Origin of the sequence: Kribbella sp. NBC_00709 (assembly GCF_036226565.1) — a bacterium.
Lineage (GTDB): Bacteria > Actinomycetota > Actinomycetes > Propionibacteriales > Kribbellaceae > Kribbella.
The window spans coordinates 2,805,952-2,823,996 of record NZ_CP108996.1; the positions used below are offsets into that span (position 1 = coordinate 2,805,952).

The 18,045-nt window shown below is 68.3% G+C and carries 20 protein-coding genes; 10 read left to right on the forward strand and 10 right to left on the reverse strand.

Annotated features, from left to right (window positions below):
- Positions 1 to 4: 4 nt before the first annotated feature.
- Positions 5 to 595: a dihydrofolate reductase family protein gene (locus OHA18_RS13800; protein ID WP_329004461.1), complete on the reverse strand. Its 591-nt coding sequence runs from the start codon at positions 593 to 595 to the stop codon at positions 5 to 7.
- Positions 596 to 680: 85 nt separating this feature from the next.
- Between OHA18_RS13800 and OHA18_RS13805 the strand changes: the two genes are divergently transcribed.
- Complete coding sequence (locus OHA18_RS13805; RefSeq protein ID WP_329004462.1) at positions 681 to 1,133, forward strand: winged helix-turn-helix transcriptional regulator; 453 nt, start codon at positions 681 to 683, stop codon at positions 1,131 to 1,133.
- On the opposite strand, the gene OHA18_RS13810 is transcribed toward OHA18_RS13805, so the two are convergent.
- Both OHA18_RS13810 and OHA18_RS13815 read right to left on the reverse strand, forming a co-directional pair.
- Positions 1,130 to 1,954 carry a phosphotransferase enzyme family protein gene (locus tag OHA18_RS13810; protein WP_329004463.1) on the reverse strand — a complete coding sequence of 275 codons (825 nt, stop codon included), beginning with the start codon at positions 1,952 to 1,954 and terminating at the stop codon, positions 1,130 to 1,132. The two genes, OHA18_RS13805 and OHA18_RS13810, sit on opposite strands and share 4 nt — an antisense overlap.
- Positions 1,955 to 1,969: 15 nt before the next feature.
- Positions 1,970 to 3,190 (reverse strand): MFS transporter, encoded by a 1,221-nt coding sequence (locus OHA18_RS13815; protein ID WP_329004464.1) that lies wholly within the window; start codon positions 3,188 to 3,190, stop codon positions 1,970 to 1,972.
- 82 nt (positions 3,191 to 3,272) lie between these two features.
- Between OHA18_RS13815 and OHA18_RS13820 the strand changes: the two genes are divergently transcribed.
- Positions 3,273 to 4,166 carry a LysR family transcriptional regulator gene (locus OHA18_RS13820; protein ID WP_329004465.1) on the forward strand — a complete coding sequence of 298 codons (894 nt, stop codon included), beginning with the start codon at positions 3,273 to 3,275 and terminating at the stop codon, positions 4,164 to 4,166.
- Here the strand turns inward: OHA18_RS13820 and OHA18_RS13825 are convergent.
- Both OHA18_RS13825 and OHA18_RS13830 read right to left on the reverse strand, forming a co-directional pair.
- Entirely contained in the window at positions 4,163 to 4,993 is an 831-nt protein-coding gene (locus OHA18_RS13825; RefSeq protein WP_329004466.1) for an SRPBCC family protein, read from the reverse strand. The two genes, OHA18_RS13820 and OHA18_RS13825, sit on opposite strands and share 4 nt — an antisense overlap.
- A complete protein-coding gene (locus OHA18_RS13830) occupies positions 4,986 to 5,549 on the reverse strand; it encodes an ArsR/SmtB family transcription factor (protein ID WP_329006103.1) in 564 nt (187 codons plus the stop codon). Before OHA18_RS13830 ends, OHA18_RS13825 begins: the two co-directional genes overlap by 8 nt.
- 192 nt (positions 5,550 to 5,741) lie before the next feature.
- On the opposite strand from OHA18_RS13830, the gene OHA18_RS13835 reads away from it, so the two are divergent.
- From OHA18_RS13835 to OHA18_RS13850, 4 genes are read left to right on the forward strand one after another with little or no spacing between them, the layout of a single operon-like run.
- Positions 5,742 to 6,821, forward strand: coding sequence for an ABC transporter ATP-binding protein (locus tag OHA18_RS13835; RefSeq protein WP_329004467.1), 1,080 nt, complete (start codon positions 5,742 to 5,744; stop codon positions 6,819 to 6,821).
- 4 nt (positions 6,822 to 6,825) lie between these two features.
- Positions 6,826 to 7,260 carry a protein-tyrosine phosphatase family protein gene (locus tag OHA18_RS13840; RefSeq protein ID WP_329004468.1) on the forward strand — a complete coding sequence of 145 codons (435 nt, stop codon included), beginning with the start codon at positions 6,826 to 6,828 and terminating at the stop codon, positions 7,258 to 7,260.
- A 22-nt stretch (positions 7,261 to 7,282) separates the two neighbouring features.
- Entirely contained in the window at positions 7,283 to 7,678 is a 396-nt protein-coding gene (locus OHA18_RS13845) for a RidA family protein (RefSeq protein WP_329004469.1), read from the forward strand.
- Positions 7,675 to 8,235, forward strand: coding sequence for a GrpB family protein (locus tag OHA18_RS13850; RefSeq protein WP_329004470.1), 561 nt, complete (start codon positions 7,675 to 7,677; stop codon positions 8,233 to 8,235). The genes OHA18_RS13845 and OHA18_RS13850 overlap by 4 nt, the downstream gene beginning before the upstream one ends.
- On the opposite strand, the gene OHA18_RS13855 is transcribed toward OHA18_RS13850, so the two are convergent.
- Entirely contained in the window at positions 8,165 to 9,436 is a 1,272-nt protein-coding gene (locus OHA18_RS13855; protein ID WP_329004471.1) for an FAD-binding oxidoreductase, read from the reverse strand. The two genes, OHA18_RS13850 and OHA18_RS13855, sit on opposite strands and share 71 nt — an antisense overlap.
- A 63-nt stretch (positions 9,437 to 9,499) precedes the next feature.
- On the opposite strand from OHA18_RS13855, the gene OHA18_RS13860 reads away from it, so the two are divergent.
- Entirely contained in the window at positions 9,500 to 10,501 is a 1,002-nt protein-coding gene (locus OHA18_RS13860; RefSeq protein ID WP_329004472.1) for a helix-turn-helix transcriptional regulator, read from the forward strand.
- Here OHA18_RS13860 and OHA18_RS13865 read toward each other — a convergent pair.
- Together OHA18_RS13865 and OHA18_RS13870 are read right to left on the reverse strand one after the other, a co-directional pair.
- The gene (locus OHA18_RS13865) at positions 10,454 to 10,855 is read right to left on the reverse strand and encodes a hypothetical protein (RefSeq protein WP_329004473.1); all 402 of its coding nucleotides are present in this window, start codon (positions 10,853 to 10,855) and stop codon (positions 10,454 to 10,456) included. The two genes, OHA18_RS13860 and OHA18_RS13865, sit on opposite strands and share 48 nt — an antisense overlap.
- Positions 10,852 to 11,349 (reverse strand): DoxX family protein, encoded by a 498-nt coding sequence (locus OHA18_RS13870; RefSeq protein WP_329004474.1) that lies wholly within the window; start codon positions 11,347 to 11,349, stop codon positions 10,852 to 10,854. The genes OHA18_RS13865 and OHA18_RS13870 overlap by 4 nt, the downstream gene beginning before the upstream one ends.
- Positions 11,350 to 11,435: 86 nt before the next feature.
- Between OHA18_RS13870 and OHA18_RS13875 the strand changes: the two genes are divergently transcribed.
- Complete coding sequence (locus OHA18_RS13875) at positions 11,436 to 12,068, forward strand: MerR family transcriptional regulator (RefSeq protein WP_329004475.1); 633 nt, start codon at positions 11,436 to 11,438, stop codon at positions 12,066 to 12,068.
- 9 nt (positions 12,069 to 12,077) lie between these two features.
- Here OHA18_RS13875 and OHA18_RS13880 read toward each other — a convergent pair whose 3' ends face one another.
- Positions 12,078 to 15,149 carry a replicative DNA helicase gene (locus OHA18_RS13880; protein WP_329006104.1) on the reverse strand — a complete coding sequence of 1,024 codons (3,072 nt, stop codon included), beginning with the start codon at positions 15,147 to 15,149 and terminating at the stop codon, positions 12,078 to 12,080.
- A gap of 402 nt (positions 15,150 to 15,551) precedes the next feature.
- On the opposite strand from OHA18_RS13880, the gene OHA18_RS13885 reads away from it, so the two are divergent.
- Together OHA18_RS13885 and OHA18_RS13890 are read left to right on the forward strand one after the other, a co-directional pair.
- Positions 15,552 to 16,874 carry an MATE family efflux transporter gene (locus OHA18_RS13885; protein ID WP_329004476.1) on the forward strand — a complete coding sequence of 441 codons (1,323 nt, stop codon included), beginning with the start codon at positions 15,552 to 15,554 and terminating at the stop codon, positions 16,872 to 16,874.
- A 42-nt stretch (positions 16,875 to 16,916) separates the two neighbouring features.
- The gene (locus OHA18_RS13890) at positions 16,917 to 17,675 is read left to right on the forward strand and encodes a hypothetical protein (protein ID WP_329004477.1); all 759 of its coding nucleotides are present in this window, start codon (positions 16,917 to 16,919) and stop codon (positions 17,673 to 17,675) included.
- Between the two features lie 21 nt (positions 17,676 to 17,696).
- Here OHA18_RS13890 and OHA18_RS13895 read toward each other — a convergent pair whose 3' ends face one another.
- Positions 17,697 to 18,044, reverse strand: coding sequence for a YrdB family protein (locus OHA18_RS13895; protein WP_329004478.1), 348 nt, complete (start codon positions 18,042 to 18,044; stop codon positions 17,697 to 17,699).
- Position 18,045 lies beyond the last annotated feature (1 nt).

Genomic DNA, 18,045 nt, shown 5'->3' on the forward strand with positions numbered 1-18,045 from the left:
CGGGTCAGCGGACGACGGAGTAGTGGAGGTGGGTCACGCCAGGCGCGGGCACCGCCTCGACGAGGTTGAGTCGCACCTGTTCGGGCAGGTCCTGGAAGAAGGGCCGGCCGCCGCCGAGCAGGATCGGCACCTGGTGCAGCACGAGCTCGTCGACGAGCCCGGCCTTCAGCGCTGCCGTCACAGCACCGCCACCCATCAGACCGACGTCCTTGCCGTCCGCGATCTTGCGCGCCGCGGCGACCGCGTCCTCGATGGTGTTGGCGAGCGTCTGCTGCTCGCTGATCTCCGCCACCGGACCGTGGCTCAGCACGACCAGCGGCGCCTTGGCGTGCGGGCTGCCGCCGCCGAAGTGGCTGGAGTCGTCGTACGTCTTGTGGCCGGCGATGACTGCGCCGACCCGGCCGGCGAGCGCGTCGAACATCCGGGCGCTCGGGGCGCTCAGCTTGAAACCGTCGAAGACCTGGCTCGGGGTGTCACCGTCGAAGTACCAGTCGAACAGCATCGGTGCGTCGCCGAGGCCGCGGTCCGGACCGGAGTCGCGGCCGGTGATGTAGCCGTCGACCGAGACGGCGAGGGCGCAGAGGACCTTGCTCATCGTTCCACCTTCCGTTTGGGGTTCCTTGAAGGAACGCTAACATATCGGAGTTCCCTCAGGGAACCCCAATTGCTAGACTGGTCCCATGCAGCGCACAGACTTCAGTGAGATGGCGTGCTCGATCGCGCGCACGCTCGACGTGATGGGCGAGCCGTGGTCGCCGTTGATCCTGCGCGACATCTTCGTCGGGATGTCGCGGTTCGAGCAGCTCCAGGCGGACCTCGGGATCTCCCGCAAGGTGCTCACCGAGCGGCTCAACCATCTGGTCGATCGTGGCGTGCTGGAGCGCCGGCCGTACGACAAGCGCCCGCGCTACGAGTACGTGCTGACCGGCAAGGGCCTGGAGCTGATCGACGTCCTCATGGTGATGGTTGCCTGGGGCGACAAATGGCTCGCGGGCGAGGCAGGCCCGCCGGTGCTGTACCGGCACCACGCCTGCGGAGAGATCAGCCATGTGGAGCTCAGTTGCTCCCACTGCGGCAAGCCGATGCACGGCAACGACATCGACGTACTCCCAGGGCCAGGGGCGGCAGCCTAGGAGCAGTACGGGCGGAACTCGTCGAGATCGCTGTCCACCCGCGCGATCCGGTCGAAGCCCCACGTGTCCACGCCCGGGCGGTCGACGGTGCGCGAGACCCGCGCCGACAGGTCCCGAAGCCCGCGGGCCAGGAGCGCGAACTCGAGGTGATCGGGATCGAGATCGTCGACGCCGTACTCGTCGAGGAACTCCGGGATCCGCCCACCGTCGGCCGCGACCCACACGTCGTACTCGCGGGGTCCGATGACGGCGTTCTCCCAGTCGAGGATCGCCGCTACCTCACCGTCGTCGCCGATCATCACATTCAGCCCGTGGAAGTCGGTGTGGCACAGCACGTCGCGCACCGGCGCGAGCCGCGATCGCACCTCGTCCAGCCGCCCCAGCGCCGCGGACACCACGTCCGCCCGATCCACGATCCACGGGTGCTGCAGCTGCTGTTCCAGAGCGCGGATGTGCGGCTCACTGATATCGGCGCGCGGCAGCGTCACCCGCATCGGCGCATCGTGGATCTGGCGCAGAGCCCGCGCGGCGACGCGCCAGTCGTCCCATGTCGCCGTACGCCCTTGTACATAAGGGAAAACGGCATACGCTCGTCGGTCGTCCATGGCAGACAGGTCGCCCTGCAGGGTCCGGACCGGTTCCACGACCGGCAGCCCGAGCGCCCGCAACTCCCCCAGCCGCTCCAGCCCGACCGCCGGTTCGCCTTCCTTCCAGACCTTCACGAACCACAGTCCGTCGGCCACCCAGCCGTCAGTGGCGAACCCGCCGGGGTGCGGTTCCACTGATGAGACGGTCAGCCCGTAGTCGCGTTCCAGGTCCACCCGCGCATCATCACATCACCTCTGGGCGGCCAGCATGCGGATTACGGCGGCGTTCACCAGGATGAGGATGATCGCGGAGAAGAGCACAAGGGCGACCTGGGCGGGGAGGAGCGCGATGCCCAGTCCGATGGCGAGGACCGGGATCGCGAGGCCGGCGTACGCGATCAGGAAGAGGGCGGCGAGGACCTCACCTCGCGAACTCGGGTCAGCCAGCGTAGCGGCGGTCGCGACGGCACCGCGGAACACCAGGCCCACGCCGGCTCCGGCGACCACACCGCCGATGATGAAGAGCCACAGGCTCGGGATGAGACCGCCGGTCGCCACGCCGACCAGGCCGACCGACATCGCGACGAGGCCCAGCCGCAGCTGATGCGGGCGGGACATCCGGACGAATACGGCCTGACTCATCGCGCCCGCGATGAAGACCGCGAACGTGACGACACCCGCGAGCAGACGTGAGGTGTGGTGCAGTACGCCGGCCAGGAACGTCGGCGCCAGCGAGGTGAACAACCCGAAGATCGCGAACGCCGCGAACGCGCCCATCGCCGACGCGAAGAAGAGCGGACGGGCCGCCGACGGCAACGCCACCCGCTGCGGACGGTACGCCGGCCGCTCCTCCAACCGCTCCACGGTCTCCGGCACCAGCGCTATCCCCACCGCGCTGATCAACAGCAGCACCAGGAAGATCTCGTACGGACGCTGGAGCGGCGCGGAAACGTACTGCGCCAGCAGCCCGCCGATCAGCGGACCGAACGCGAGCCCACCGAGGTTCACCATGCTCGAGATCAACGCGGACCGGCTCGGGTCCTCCCCCGGACGCGCGACCTGCCGCAGCTCGGACAGGTGCGCGGTGGCGGTCGCGGTCAGGACGCCGACCCCGACGCCGCAGATGAAGCGCGCCACGAGCAGACCGGGAACGGACGACCAGCTCAGGAAGATCGCCGCGGCCAGCGCCTCCGCGAGGACGGCGAGCAGCGCGACCCGGCGGCGCCCGAGCCAGTCGCTGACATGTCCGGCCAGGTAGAGCGACGCCATCACCCCGACGGCGTAGCTCGCGAAGATCACCGTGATCACGTACGTCGGGAACCCGTCCCGCTGCTGGTAGATCGCGTAGAGCGGAGTCGGGATCGTCGAGAAGGCCATCGTGGTGAGGAAGGCAGCCGCGATCACCCAGAACCCGGGAGCGTGCGCGAACCGGATCCGTGCGCCGGTCCGCGAAGACGTCATGGTGGACATGTTTCCAGCGTGCCGCGCGGGATCTATCGAGTCCAACGAAAGTTCTTGCATGCTCTTATCGTCAGATCCGATAATTCGGCTTGTGGACAGCCGGCAGCTCGAGTACTTCGTCGCCGTCGCCGAGGAGCTGAGCTTCACCCGGGCGGCGCAGCGACTGTTCACGGTGCAGTCCACCGTCTCGGCCGCCGTCCGGGCCCTCGAGACCGATCTGAAGACGACTCTCTTCGACCGCTCGACGCGGCGGGTCGTGCTGTCGGCCGCCGGCCAGGCGCTGCTGCCCGAGGCCAAGGCGGCACTGGAGGCCCTCGACCGGGCGCGGGCCGCCGTCGAGGAAGCGTCGGCTGGACTCCGCGGCAACATCCGGATCGGGACGCTCGCGCGCCTGAGCATGGTCAACATGGCCGAGCTCCTCGGCGCGTTCCATCGCAAGTACCCGTTGGTCGAGGTCCAGGTCGCCACCTCGCCGACCGGATCCACCGGCCTCGCGGACGACGTACGGCGCGGGCGGCTCGACATCGCACTGCTCGGACTTCCGAAGCCCGAACTCAGCGGGCTCGACGTGCGGGACATCGCGACCGTCCCGTTCGTCGCGTTGCTTCCGTCCGAGCATCGCCTGGCGCGACGGTCCGCCGTACGGCTGGCGGATCTGGCCGGCGAGGCGTTCGTCGACATGCCGGCCGGATTCGGCAATCGGAAGATGGTCGACCGCGCCTTCGACGCGAACGGGACGCCGCGGCGGATCCAGGTCGAGGTCCCGGAACTGACCACGGTCCCCGACTATGTCCGGGTTGGGCTGGGCGTTGCCGTCGTACCCGATCTCGAGCTGGCCGAGGAGCCTGGCGTCGCCAAGGTGCCGATCAAGGGCACCGAGCTGACCTGGACGTTGTCGGTCGCGACGCCGGCCGGACGACGACCGAGCAGAGCGGTGACCGCTCTGCTCGATCTGATCGGGGAAAGCACCCGCCCGTACTTCTAGGCGACCTGGAACCGCCAGTCCGGCAGCTCGGCGAACCGGCGCAGCGAGGCGACGCCGGCCAGCCAGCCGGTCCAGGCGCCGTACGGCGGGTTGGACTCGTCGAAGCCGCTCATCACGAAGGTGAGCCGGGTCTTCCCGTCGGACTCGGCGAGCTCCCAGGTGCTGATGCCGGCCGGCCCCCAGTCCATCGACATCTTCTGGCCCTCGACCAGGTCGACGATCTCCACGCCCGGCCCGGCGTCGAACCCGCCCATCGCGAACCGGCCGCCCTTCCGCAGGTCGATCTCGACCGGGTACCCGAACCACGCAGACGTCTTCTCCGACTCGGTCAGCGCCGAGTACACCTCGGCGATCGGCGCGTCGATCAGCGCCTCGCCCGCGAAGATCGGCGACGTGAAGTCCGGCCGGGTGGTCAGCTCGCGACCCTCGAGGTGGTCGACGAGGTTGGCCAGCGCCAGCGACCAGAACGTCTGCAGCACGCCGCGGATGTTGGCGCCGCTGATCGCGTCCGCGAAGTCGAAGTGCGTCTGCGACAGCTTGATCACGGTCGCGTCGTCACCATCGGGCGTCAGCGTGATCTCGGTGGTGGTCTCTTCGCCGCCGAGCGTCCAGGCCAGCGTCAGCATGGTGCCGTCGTACCCGACGACGCGCTGGTGGGGCACATCGCCCTCGGGGATGTAGCGGCCCCAGAACTCGAAGGTGCCAGGCAGGTCGACGGTCGAGTGCTCGCCGAGCCAGAGGTTGAGGGCCTTGGGATCGGTCAGCGCCTGCCGGACCTCGTCGATCCCGGCCTTGGCGCGCACTTGCAGGACAAGTGGTTCAGTCATGGTTCTGGTCTCCCTTGGGGTAACAGGCCACGGCCAGCTTGAAGGCGTCGCCCTCGCTGCCGCCGTAGCGCGAGAAGAGGTCCTGCAGCGTGCCGCGCAGGTCCTCGAAGAACTCCCGCCGCCGGTCCGGTGGAACCCGGATCTCACCGGACACCCCGATGGACGGCAGCTCCGGAGCCGACCGATCCAGCGCGGCGATGTCGGTCTGGACCTCTTCCATCAGGTCCAGCACGTAGCCGAGGCTCAGCTCGTCACGGGTCCGGCGCAGTCCACCGATCCGCCCGACGAGCGTCGGCGACAGCCAGTACGAACGGGCTGTCGCCTGGTAGATGCCTTCGTGGATGCCACGCACCTTGCGCTCGTCCACCTGGGTCACCAGGCCCGCTTCGACGAGGCGCTTGACGTGGTAGTAGACGCGCTGCGGGGTCTGCCCGAGCTGCTCGGCCACCGCACTGCAGGTGGCCGGCTCGGCCAGCCGCCGCAGCACCTCGATCCGCTGCGGCTTGAACAAGGCCTCGGCCTGCTCGAGCTGCTCCAGGTGCATCACGTCTCTCATCACACAAAGAACTTTGTACGTAAAAATCTCTTTTGTCAATCACGGGATTTACATCACTCGGGAATGTAAGTGGTGGGTCGCTCGTTGTACGAAGGGCTTGGTGATGCATCACCAACCAGACACCCAAGACCTGGGGGCCTTTGCTACGGATCGTCCGGCACGTTCCTGCCGGCGAAGGAAAGGAAGCGCGACATGGCAACTGTCTCGTTCAAGGGAGCCACCCGGGTCTACCCGGGCACCGACCTCCCCGCTGTCGACAAGCTCGATCTCGACATCTCCGACGGCGAGTTCATGGTGCTGGTCGGACCGTCGGGTTCCGGCAAGTCGACCGCGCTGCGGATGCTGGCCGGGCTCGAAGAGGTGAACGAAGGCGGCATCTACATCGGCGACAAGGACGTCACCAACGCCCCGCCGAAGGAACGCGACATCGCGATGGTGTTCCAGAACTACGCGCTCTACCCGCACATGTCGGTCGCCGACAACATGGGGTTCGCGCTGAAGATGCAGGGCATCCACAAGGACGAGCGCGCCAAGCGCGTCCTGGAGGCCGCGAAGCTGCTCGGCCTCGAGGAGTACCTCGAGCGCAAGCCGAAGGCACTGTCCGGCGGTCAGCGTCAGCGGGTCGCGATGGGTCGCGCGATCGTGCGTAGCCCGAAGGTGTTCCTGATGGACGAGCCGCTGTCGAACCTCGACGCGAAGCTCCGGGTCCAGACCCGCACGCAGATCGCCGAGCTGCAGCACCGCCTCGGCGTCACCACCGTCTACGTCACCCACGACCAGGTCGAGGCCATGACGATGGGCGACCGGGTCGCCGTACTGAAGGACGGCGTACTGCAGCAGGTCGACACCCCGCTGAACCTCTACGACAAGCCGCGGAACAAGTTCGTGGCCGGCTTCATCGGGTCGCCCGCGATGAACCTGATCGAGGCCGAGATCACCGACGGCGGCGCGAAGATCGGCGACTACGTCGTACCGATCGCCCGGGAGCTGCTGGCCAAGGCCGGCGACGACAAGACGCTGACGCTCGGCATCCGGCCGGAGGCGTTCCACCTCGCCGACGAGGGTCTGCCGGTCAAGGTCGCGGTGATCGAGGAGCTCGGCTCGGACGCCTTCCTGTACGGCACGGCGGAGCACACCGACGAGAAGCAGCAGATCATCGCCCGGATCGGCACCCGCCTGCACAACGACAAGGGCACTCTCGTGCACCTCGCCCCGGACGCCGACAAACTGCACCTCTTCTCCACCTCCACGGAGGAGCGCCTAGTAGTTTGATCCGGTGGGCCTCTGGGACAAGGACGCACCAGGTGTGATGGAGCTGCCGTCGGGTCGGCTCGTGCGCGGACGCGGTCTGCGCCACGGCCCGGCGGCAGCGCCGTTCCCGACGTACGGCGTGTATCTGCTCGGGACGGAACCGCCTGACGTGCCGTGGGAGACGCACTGGATCAAGTGGCCGGACTTCCGGCTGCCCACGGATCGCGCGGCCGCGTTGACCATCTTCCGGGACGCGTTGGAGCGGACCGGGAGCGGGCGGGTCGAGTTCGCCTGCAACGGTGGGCGAGGGCGGACGGGTACGGCGCTCGCATGCCTCGCCATACTCGATGGGGTGCCTGCTGACCAGGCCGTCGCGTACGTGCGGCACCACTACGACAAGCACGCCGTGGAAACACCGTGGCAGAAGCGCTACGTCCTAAATCTGTTGACCCGGAGCTGAGCTCTCGCGTTGGGTCTGAGACGTGACCATCTTGCGGACCAACCCCAGTGGGCTCCACCCAACCCCCGGCTACCACCACGTCACCACAGTCCAGGCAGACACACTCGTCTACCTGGCGGGGCAGTGTCCGTTGCAGCCGTCCGGCGAGTTGACCGCAGGTGGTTTGGATGGCCAGACCGCTCAGGTCATCACGAACATTCTCACCGCGCTGGAGTCAGTGGGTGCGGCGCCGACGGACGTCGTCCGCACCGTCATCTACGTCGCCAGCCCTGACCGCGAGGATCTCTCCGCCGTTTGGACGCAGCTCAACGCGTCACCGCTGGGTCCTGCCTTCACGACCGCCAGCACGCTGCTCGGCGTGGCTCAGCTCGGGTTCCCGGGGCAGCTGGTTGAGATCGACGTGACGGCGGCCCTGTGATCGTTCCCGCCGAGGTCGTCGAGTACGACCCGCGGTGGCCGGGCTGGTTCGCTGAGATCGCGGCGGTGGTGGAGCCGTACTTCGACGAGCTGCCGCATGTGATCGAGCACGTCGGGAGCACCGCCGTGCCCGGGCTCGCCGCGAAGCCGATCATCGACGTCGACATCGTCGTACCGTCTGATGCCCTGGTGACCGCGGCGATCGAGCGGTTGGTTGCCGCCGGCTACCGGCACGAAGGCGACGCCGGCATCGCCGGCCGGGAGGCGTTCGCGCTACCGCCGGACGTTGCCCACTACCACCATTTGTATCTTGTTGTTGAAGGCAACAAAGCTCACCGGGACCACGTGCTGCTCCGCGATCATCTGCGCGCGGACACGGCCGACCGGGAGCGGTACGCCGCCCGCAAACGCGAGCTGGCGCACCTGCTCACCACCGACCGCACCGCCTACGTCGTAGGCAAAGGCGCATTGGTCGAAGAGCTGATCGCTAGAGCTGATGGTTCGCGCAGAGCCGATGATCCGGATCGTATTGCTCCCGGAGCTCCGTCAGCCGGTTGAGCGTCTCCGGGTCGTAGACGTCTCGGAGGTCGAGCCCGGCGCCGTTGAAGTTGAGCAGCCGGCCGACCGTCAGGTCACGCCACGGCTCCAGGACGGCGTCGTGCAGTTCGCTGGCGTGGTCCTCACCAGGTGAGATCACGGTGATCGAGTACGCCGCGTCCCGATGGCAGATCGCGTTCGCGACCGCCGGCTCCTGAGTGAGTGCGCCGCCGAGGTGACGGATGCCGACCACGCACATCGTCGACGCCTCGGGACCGGCGAGCTTCGGCACGGTCGCCAGCGCCGTCGGGTCGAGGTCGCTGACCAGCACGTTTCGCGAGCTGAAGCTGTCCGGCCGATCGGGCTCGGCGAAGATCTTCCCCGACTCGACGTACGGCATCGTGCCGACCGTGTCGAGTGCGGGCTGCCCGATCGCCCGCAGCCGCTCGATCAGCGCCTCGGGGTTGTCGGCGAGGATCGCCAGTTGCACCTGCGCGATGTACTTCCCGCGCAGCGCCGGCGGGATCGGTGGGATGTCCGGCAGCGGCACGAGCGCCATCGCGGTCGTCACCTCGTCCGGCACGGTCTTGGTCCACGTCCGCCATACCTCGAGGACGTCCGGGTGTTCCGCAAGGTCGAAGTACAGGCTCCCGCCGTACAGCGTCGGTACGTCGAAGAGCTCGATCTCGATGCCGGTCACCACACCGAAGTTGCCGCCGCCACCTCTTGTCGCCCAGAACAGGTCGCCGTCGGCATCCCGCCGTACCCCGTCCATGGTCACGAGCTCGATCCGCCGCACGTGGTCCGCGGCGTACCCGAAGCGTCGCGCCATCAGACCGAGACCGCCGCCGAGCGTGTAGGAGACCGCCCCGACACCCGGGAAGCTCCCGGACAGCGGCGCCAGACCGTACGGCGCGGTCGCCTCCATCACGTCGTGCCAGGTGGCGCCCGCTTCGATCCATGCCGTCTTCTTGTCCGGATCGACTGTCACCCCGTTGAACTTAAGGGTCGTAATGAGCACACCGCCGTCGATGCCTCTGGTCAGACCGTGGCCGGACGCCTGCACGGCGATCTTCTCGTCGTGATCGATCGCGTAGCGCACCGCCTCCTCGACCTCGGTCGCACTGGTGACCGGGAAGATCACCGCCGGCCGATGCGGGTCCCGCCGCTGGTATCCGAGCCGCGTCTCGTCGTACTCCGTGCTTGTCGTCGTCAACATCATGCAACTCACGCTATGAGCCCTTGCGGACAGATCTTGTCCTCAAGGAATGATGGATCCATGCAAATGCCTGGTCGCCTGCTGCGATTACTCTCGCTGCTGCAGAGCCGCCGCGAATGGTCCGGCCGTGAGTTGGCCGACCGCCTCGGCGTCACCGAGCGAACGGTACGGCGCGACGTCGACCGACTCCGGTCGCTCGACTACCCGGTCACCGGGACGACCGGGACCGCGGGCGGCTACCGGCTCGGGTCCGGGACACATCTGCCGCCGCTCCAACTGGACGACGACGAGGCGATCGCGGTCGCACTCGGTCTGGTCGGCGCGGCCGGCGGCGGGTTGAGCGGGATGGCGGAGAGTTCAATGAGTGCGCTGGCCAAGCTGGAGCAGGTGCTGCCGGTGCGCCTCCGGCCACAGCTCGCCGCGGTCGGTTCGGCCGCGGAGGCGATCCCGCGGCCCGGCGTACCGCAGGTCGATCCGGGTGTGCTCGCCATCCTCGCGCGCTGCTGCCGGAATCACGAGATCGTTGCCTTCGGCTACCACGGCCGGGCGCGTGAGGCGACGCTCCGGCGAGTGGAGCCGCATCAGCTGCTGACGCTGGCATGGCGGTGGTACCTGCTCGCGTTCGATCCGGGGCGGGACGACTGGCGGATCTTCCGGGTCGATCGGATCGTCGACGTCACGCCGGTGGTGCATCGCTTCACTCCGCGGGCGTTGCCGGCGGCGGACGCTGCGTCGTACCTGGTGGAGTCGTTCGCGTCGGCGCAGTACCAGCACTCCGTCCATCTGACTGTGCAGGCGCCGGCGGCCACCGTCTCGGCGACCTTCGAAGGCATTGTCCGCGGGATCGTCGAGCCGGTTGATTCGTCGTCGTGCATCGTCCGGTTCAGCGCGGACACACCGGCGATGCTGCTGACGCAGGTCGCCGCGATTGCTGCCGTCGCGACGTTCGTGGTCGATCACGCGACGCCGGAAACGGCTGAGCTGATCGCCAGGGTGGGCGATCAGCTCAGGGGGTCCTTCTCACGCGGCGATCAGGCCGATCCCGAGCGTCAGCACCCCCAAGGCTAGAAAGGCCGCACCGACCCAGAGGACCCACAGGAACTGATTGGGCTGGGTGCGGTCCTTGCCGGCCGACGACGCGAAGAAGCCGCCGGACATCAGGACGGCCGCGACCGGGATCGCCAGCCGGGCGACCCACAGCCAGAACCCGGTCAGGCTCGTCTGGTCGACGTACAGGAGTCCGACCAGGCTGAGGATGACCAGGACGCCGGCGTGGGCGTGACCGGCGCGCGCGAACGACTTCTGGAACCCGGTCATCGGCACTTGGCCGCGGACGATCTTGGTCATGAAGTAGCCACCGAACTGGATCGTCACGATGGTGAGCAGGATGACTCCGGCGATGGTGCGTGATGCGTCGGTCATGCGTACACGTTCTCCTTGACTGGTGTGGTGGTGCGGGCGGTTCGCGCCACCCACAGGGCAACGGCGAGGTACAGCAGCTGCTCCGGGATGCGTTGCCAGAGCGGGGTGGCCTCGCCGCCGGCGAACGGTACGTGCGCGACCGCGGCGTGGATGTTGGCCGGGAGCAGCGCGATGAAGAGCGCGGCCAGCGCGTAGCCGGCCGGTTTGCGGGTCGCGGCGATGACGAGGCCGGCGGCGCCGAGCAGCTCGAGTACGCCGGTGAGGTAGACCAGCGCGTCGGCGTACGGCAGGAACGGCGGCACCATCCGCACCATGTCGGCGTGGTTCGGCATCACCGTGACATCGGCCGGAACGAAGTGTGCGCTCGCGGTGAACAGCAGCATCACCGCCATCGCGTGCGCCGCGGCGGAGGGCCAGGTTGCGAACCGCCGGACCCCGAGCGCACCCAGCGCCCGGAAGCCGAGGGTCGCGAAGACCAGGATCAGGGGGATCATCTGTGTCGCCTTCTGTAATGGATAGTGCAAGTATCCGCTTATGGATACTGATACTATCCATCACAGACGACAGGAAGGCAAGCGCAATGCGAATCGGGGAACTCAGCAAGGCCACCGGCGTATCGGTGCCGACGATCAAGTACTACCTGCGCGAGGGCCTGCTGCCCGCGGGCGAGCTCAGCAGCCCGAACCAGGCGTCGTACCGCGAGGCCCACGTGCGCCGGCTCCGCCTGATCCGCGCCCTGATCGAGCTCGCCCAGGTCCCGGTGGCCACCGTGAAGGACATCCTCGAGTCCCTCGACTCCGACACCGAACCCCTGCACGAACAGATCGGCCGGGCCCACCGCGCCCTCACCCCCACCCGCCGCCTGACCGCCACCGACGAAGCCCGGGCCGCCGCCACCACCCAGGTCACCGACCTGATCAGCAAGCGAGGCTGGAAGGTCGACCCCGACGCCCCCGCCCTGGCCACCCTCATCGACACCATCGCCGCCCTGCACAACCTCGGCCAGCCCAACCTCGCCGCCCACCTCGACACCTACGCCGAAGCCGTCGAACGCTTCACCTCGCTCGAAATCGACGCCGTCACCGCAAACCCGACCCGGGACCAACTCGCCGAATCCGTAGTCATCGGCACCATCCTCGGCGAAACCCTCATCTCCTCCCTCCGCCTCCTGTCCCAAGAATCGATCTCGGCCGAGCGCTGGAGTTCGAAGTAGTTCGGGCAATCAGCCGTCGTGGGCCATGTCTACGAAGCGGGAGTAATGGCCCTGGAAGGCGACGACCACGTCGGCGGTCGGCCCGTTCCTGTGCTTGGCCACGATGAAGTCGGCTTCACCGGGCCGGGTGGACTCGCGCTCGTACGCGTCTTCACGGTGGAGGAGGAGTACTACGTCGGCGTCCTGCTCGAGCGAGTTATGAAGAGCCATGCCATTGGCCACAAAGTTGTGGGTCCCGAGGACTGTCGCATCGAACACCTCTTGCTCGCCGAGGCTCTCGATCGTGGTGATGGTGTCCCAGAAAATGTCATTCGTAGCGAGGAGTTCGAGCTCGGCGACGTCGAGGATCTTGGCCACATCGGCGAGGCGCTGACGCGTAGGGGCGCCGGCAAACAGTCGATTCGCGTAGCGTCGTCCAAGTGCTGAGCTCAGCGCTACCTTCGTCACGCCCCGATCGTGCATTGCGGCTTTGACATGGTCCCAGACCTGAACCGGCACGGTGTCTAGCTTTGGTGCAGCCTTGATGTGTTGCAGATGAGCTCGTGCCTCGTTTACTTTCTCACCACGCGCGCCGTGCACGCCGATCTCGTCGCAGAAGCGTCGCTGGTTCTCGACACCGTCAATCATCAGGTGGAACGAGTCTCGATAGCCCGACTTCCGAGCAACGTAGATCCGGCTGAAGATGTTGTGGCGGAGGAGGAGGCGCGCCAGGTCGTCGGTGAGGCGGCGGCTGGTGCTGGCGTAGTAGATGCGGGCCTGGCCGGCCTTTGCGTCCCACCGGACGGAGCCGTCGGTGGCCCAGAGGTGGCGGATGAAGTGGGAGACCTGCTCCTTCGGGAGGGCGAAGACGCCGGCCGGGATGAACTTCTCGTGGCTCCGGAGGCCGAACAGGCCGAGGCCGTCGAGCCAGGCGGCGATCGGGTTCCGCTTGCCGCGGGCCAGTCGGTACGGCGACGGCAGGCGGAGCGTCGTCACCCGCGCGGCGGCGTACTCGTCGCGGATCGGGGTAATGCCGAACCGGCGCTGAGCCGCCTCACCGACCGCAGCCAGATTCGCCTCGTCGATACTCGCGTAGCGGATCGGCTGTCGCTTGACGAAGGACCCGTCACCGAGCAGGTGAGCCAGCAACGTGAGCTCGTCCTGGTCCCACGGGGTCACCTCGAGCGGCGCCGGAACGTGGCGGAGCGAGCCGATCCGCGCTCCGGGCGACAGTTCACCGAGCGACTTCCATCCGTCGTAGGTGAGGAACGGGTGGTTCGCGGTGGCCTTGATCTCCCGGCCGGAAGCGAGCTTCAGCCGGAAGACCTCCTTCACCCCGCTCGGGAAGGCGTGCGTCAGCGTGCGCGGCACCAGCTTCAGTCGGTCGTCGAGCGACCAGACCGGAACATCCCTGGCATCTGTCGCGAGCAGCTCACCGAGCGAGATCTCCGCTCCGTTGTCGGCCCGCATCAGCCGGGTGTCCGCGGTCAAGCAGCCTGATTCGCGGAGGTCGGAGGCCATGGGGCGTTTGTCGGAGCGCTGTTCGGAGCCTCGGTTCAGCTGGCAGATGGCTACGACGGGGAGCTCCAGCTCTTTGGCGAGGAGCTTGATGGAGCGGGAGAATTCGGAGACTTCGAGTTGGCGGGACTCGACCTTCTTGCCCGATGTCATCAGCTGCAGGTAGTCGATGATGATCAGCTTGAGGTCGTGACGCTGTTTGAGGCGGCGGGCCTTGGCGCGGATCTCCATCATGGTGAGGTTCGGCGAGTCGTCGATGAAGAGCGGGGCCTCGGAGACCTCGCCCATCTTGCGGGCCAGGCGGGCCCAGTCCTCGTCGGTCATCTTGCCGTTGCGCATGTGGTGCAGCGGCACCTTCGCCTCGGCGGAGAGCAGCCGCATGGTGATCTCGTTGCGGCTCATCTCCAGCGAGAAGATGCACGAGGTCAGGCCGTGCTTGATGGAGCAGGAGCGGGCGAAGTCCAGGCCCAGCGTGGAGTTGTGGGTCGGGATCATCGTCTTGCCGGCCAGATACAGATGGTCGGCGTTGTCGACCTCGACGCAACGCACCGGCACGCTGTCCACCGGGTCGACCCACTCGAGCCGCCGATCGCCCTCGTCGAGCAGCGCGGCCGGGTAGCCGTGCCCAGTGATCTGCCGCGGCGCCGACCCGGGAATCGGCGGTGTCAGTCCGGGACTCGCTGACATCGCCGTGAACAGGTCGGCAGTCGTGCAGATCACCGGGCGGCCGCCATCCTCGACGCGCCACTGGTGCTCGGCGTCGGCGATGATCGTGGAGCCGTCGGAGAACGACAGCCGGAAGCAGGGCCGGTCGACCATCACCTCGGTCGCCGCGACCACCGTGGTCGGCAGGCCGTCGGCGTCCAGCAGCTGGTCGCCGATCGCGACCTCGGCCATCGTGGTCCAGCCTGTCGGCGTCGGCAGCGGGGTGTCGAGGGCGAGCGCCTTCCCCATCGCGGGGCGCGCGGCGACGATGATCATCTGGCCGGGGTGCAGCCCGTTGGTCAGCTCGTCCAGGTCGGTGAACCCGGTCGGCACGCCGACCATCGCGTCACCACGGGAGTCGATCGCCTCGATCTCGTCGAGGGTGCCCTCCATGATGTCCTTCAGCGGGGCGTAGTCCTCGGCGGTCCGCTTCTCGGTGACCGAGTAGATCTCCGCCTGCGCCTCGTCGACGACATCGTCGACCTCGCCCTCACCGGCGTACCCGAGCTGGACGATCTTGGTCCCGGCCTCGACCAGCCGGCGCAGGATCGCCTTCTCCCGGACGATGTGCGAGTAGTAGCTCGCATTCGCCGCGAGCGGGACGGACGCGACCAGGGTGTGCACGTACGGCGCGCCGCCGATCCGGGCCATCTCGCCGCGCCGATTCAGCTCCGCGGCGACGGTGATCGCGTCGGCCGGCTCGCCCCGCGCATACAGATCGGTGATCGCGTCGAAGACGCTCTCGTGGGCCGGCCGGTAGAAGTCGGTGCCGCGCAGCGTCTCGATGACGTCGGCGATCGCGTCCTTGCTGAGCATCATCGCGCCGAGCACGCACTGCTCGGCCGCCAGGTCCTGCGGTGGTGTGCGGTCGAAGCCCATCTCGGGACGGCGCTCTTCGTGACCGTCGTCCTGGCCCCCGCGGAACTCCGCCACGCTCACTTCGCCCGACCTCCTCGTCCGCCGCCGCCCGGCCACTGTGGCCCGGTTCGAACATCTGCTCGAACCGTAACCCGGCCCGCCGACAGTTTCCGGCAGCAGGCCTCGCGACCGTACGCCGCTCCCGTCACCCAAAGCCACCCGGTCGTCCACAGGGGGTGTGGACGAACTGTGGGAAACTCCGTGAACTGCTGTGCACAGGTTGCGAACAACCCTGTGGATATCTGTGGACCAGACTCCACAACATCGCCCTGACCTGCGGTTTCTCCGGTGCACAACTGTGGAGAAGAAAAAGTCTGAGACGAATTTCCAGACTCGCCCGCCGGCCTGGGTAACCTCGCTCCGGTGAGACGCAGACGATGGGTGGGCGAACAGGATCGGGAGATCCTCCGGCTGGCCGTCCCGGCGTTCTTCGCCCTGGTCTCCGAGCCGCTCATGCTCCTCGCCGACTCCGCGATCGTCGGCCACCTGGGCACGCCGCAACTCGCCGCGCTCGGCGTCGCCGGCACCATCCTGCAGACCCTCGTCGGCGTCTGCGTGTTCCTCGCGTACGGCACCACGTCCGCGGTCGCCCGCCGGATCGGCGCCGGCGACCACAAGGGCGCGCTGGCCCAGGGCATCGACGGACTCTGGCTGGCGTTGCTGCTCGGCGTCGTACTGGCGCTGCTCGGGCTGGCGCTCGCGCCGCAGGCCATCGCAGCGTTCGACCCGTCGCCCGAGGTGGCTGACTACGCAGTCACGTACCTCCGGATCTCCTGCTTCGGCATCCCCTCGATGCTGCTCCTGCTCGCCGCGACCGGCGTACTGCGTGGCTTGCAGGACACCAAGACGCCGATGGTTGTCGCCATCACCGCCAACCTGGCGAACATCGGGCTGAACGTCCTCCTCGTCTACGGCATCGGCCTGAACATCGCCGGCTCCGCCCTCGGTACGGCGCTCGCGCAGACGGGTGCCGGCGTCGCGCTGGTGGTGGTCGTCGTTCGCGGTGCCCGCCGCGACGGCGCGAAACTGCGGCCGGACCGCCCCGGCATCCTGGCGTCCGCGCAGATGGGCGTACCGCTGATCGTCCGCACGCTGACGTTGCGGGTGGCAATCATTCTGCTCACCTTCGTCGCGACCGCACTGGGTACGACGTCGGTCGCCGCGCACCAGGTCGCCTTCACACTGTGGTCGTTCCTCGCCCTGGCCCTGGATGCGATCGCCATCGCCGCGCAGGCACTCACGGGCCGAGCGCTCGGCGCGGGCGATGTCGCAGGCACCCGCACGATCACCCGGCGGATGATGTGGTGGGGCCTGTTCTCCGGCCTGGTCGGCGGCCTCGCGCTGTGGGGCCTGCGCGACGTCTACGTCCCGTGGTTCACGAGCGATCCCGAGGTACGGCGTACGCTCGCGGCCATCCTGATCGTCGCCGCACTGTGGCAGCCGGTGAACGGCGTCGTGTTCGTGCTCGACGGCGTGCTCATCGGCGCCGGCGACGGACGGTACCTCGCCGTGGCAGGGGTCATCGCGCTCGTCCTGTATGTGCCGCTCGCGCTCGCCGTGCTCTGGCTGGGCGGTGGGATCGTCGCGCTGTGGTGGGCATTCGGCGGGTACATGCTGCTGCGGTTCCTCACGCTGACCACCCGCGAGCGCCGCGACGGCTGGCTGGTCACCGGAGCTACCCGCTGACCCCGCAGTGCGGCATCGTGGAGCGGGAAGGAAAGGAGCGGCATGCCCGACACCGACGACGACCAGTCCGTCGAGCTCGACCCCGTGCAGCGGGAGCAGGGTGACGACGACACTGAGGCCGCGAGTGAGCGGCGTGCCACGAAGGCGCGAGCCCAGGCCGACCGGCGTGCGGTCGCCGGCCTGACCGCCGACGAGGACGTAGAGCGGCACACCGAGGATGTGGAGCAGGCCCGTCGCGACGAAGAGGACGAGGCAGCGCACGCCGAGCGTCTCGAGCTCACCACGAAGGACCAGCAGCAGCTGGACGAGCTCCGCGACCGCGACCAACTCCTCGACGCCACGGCGGAGACCGCCCGGGCCCTCGAGCTCGCGTACGCCGACGAGGCGACCCGCGACCGGTACCGCGGCTACGCCACGACCGAGACGCAGCGGTCCGTCGGCGACCTGGCGCACGGCCGGCACGAGCTGGACGAGGCGGCCGCCCATCCCGACGAGCGCGGCTCGGCCGGACTGGCCGCGGAAGGCCGGCGCTACGAACGCGCCAGCGGCATCGAGGCCCGGCGCGCCGAGTCCGACGACCGGATCGCCGACGGGTACGACGCCTCCGCGCAGGACCACCGTCGCGATGCCCGCCAGGCGCAGCCGGATGCCATCGAGGCGGTCCGGAACCCGCCCAAGGAAACCCCCGAGGCTCAGCTCCCCCAGGCCCGCCTGCGTTCCCGCGGTCCGCGGAGCAGGCAGAAGAAACTGCAGCAGAAAGAGCAGCAGCGCCGAGACACCGGCATCGACCTGGACATGTAGCAGCGAGGGGGCGGGGCAGCGCTAGGTCCGTGGCTCCGGCTGCAGCTTCTGGATGTGGATGACCAGCAGGTTGGCCGCGACCACCACGACGAACGCCACGGCGAGCAGCGGGTGCCCCAGGCTCCAGAGGGCGGCACCCGCGAGGCCGAAGACCAGCACCTTCACGATCCACCGCACCACCGGCGTACCGCGGGTGGCGGTCGGCGCGGCGAACAGTCCCCAGACCACCGCGGTCATCAGCGGCAACCCGATGGCGAGCAGCCAACGGGCCAACGTCGTACCGCCGGTGTCCCAGCCCCACCACGCGAAGATGCCTAGGGCAACCAGCTCGACGAGGAACGCCAGCAGCAGGTTGCCCCATCGCCACATC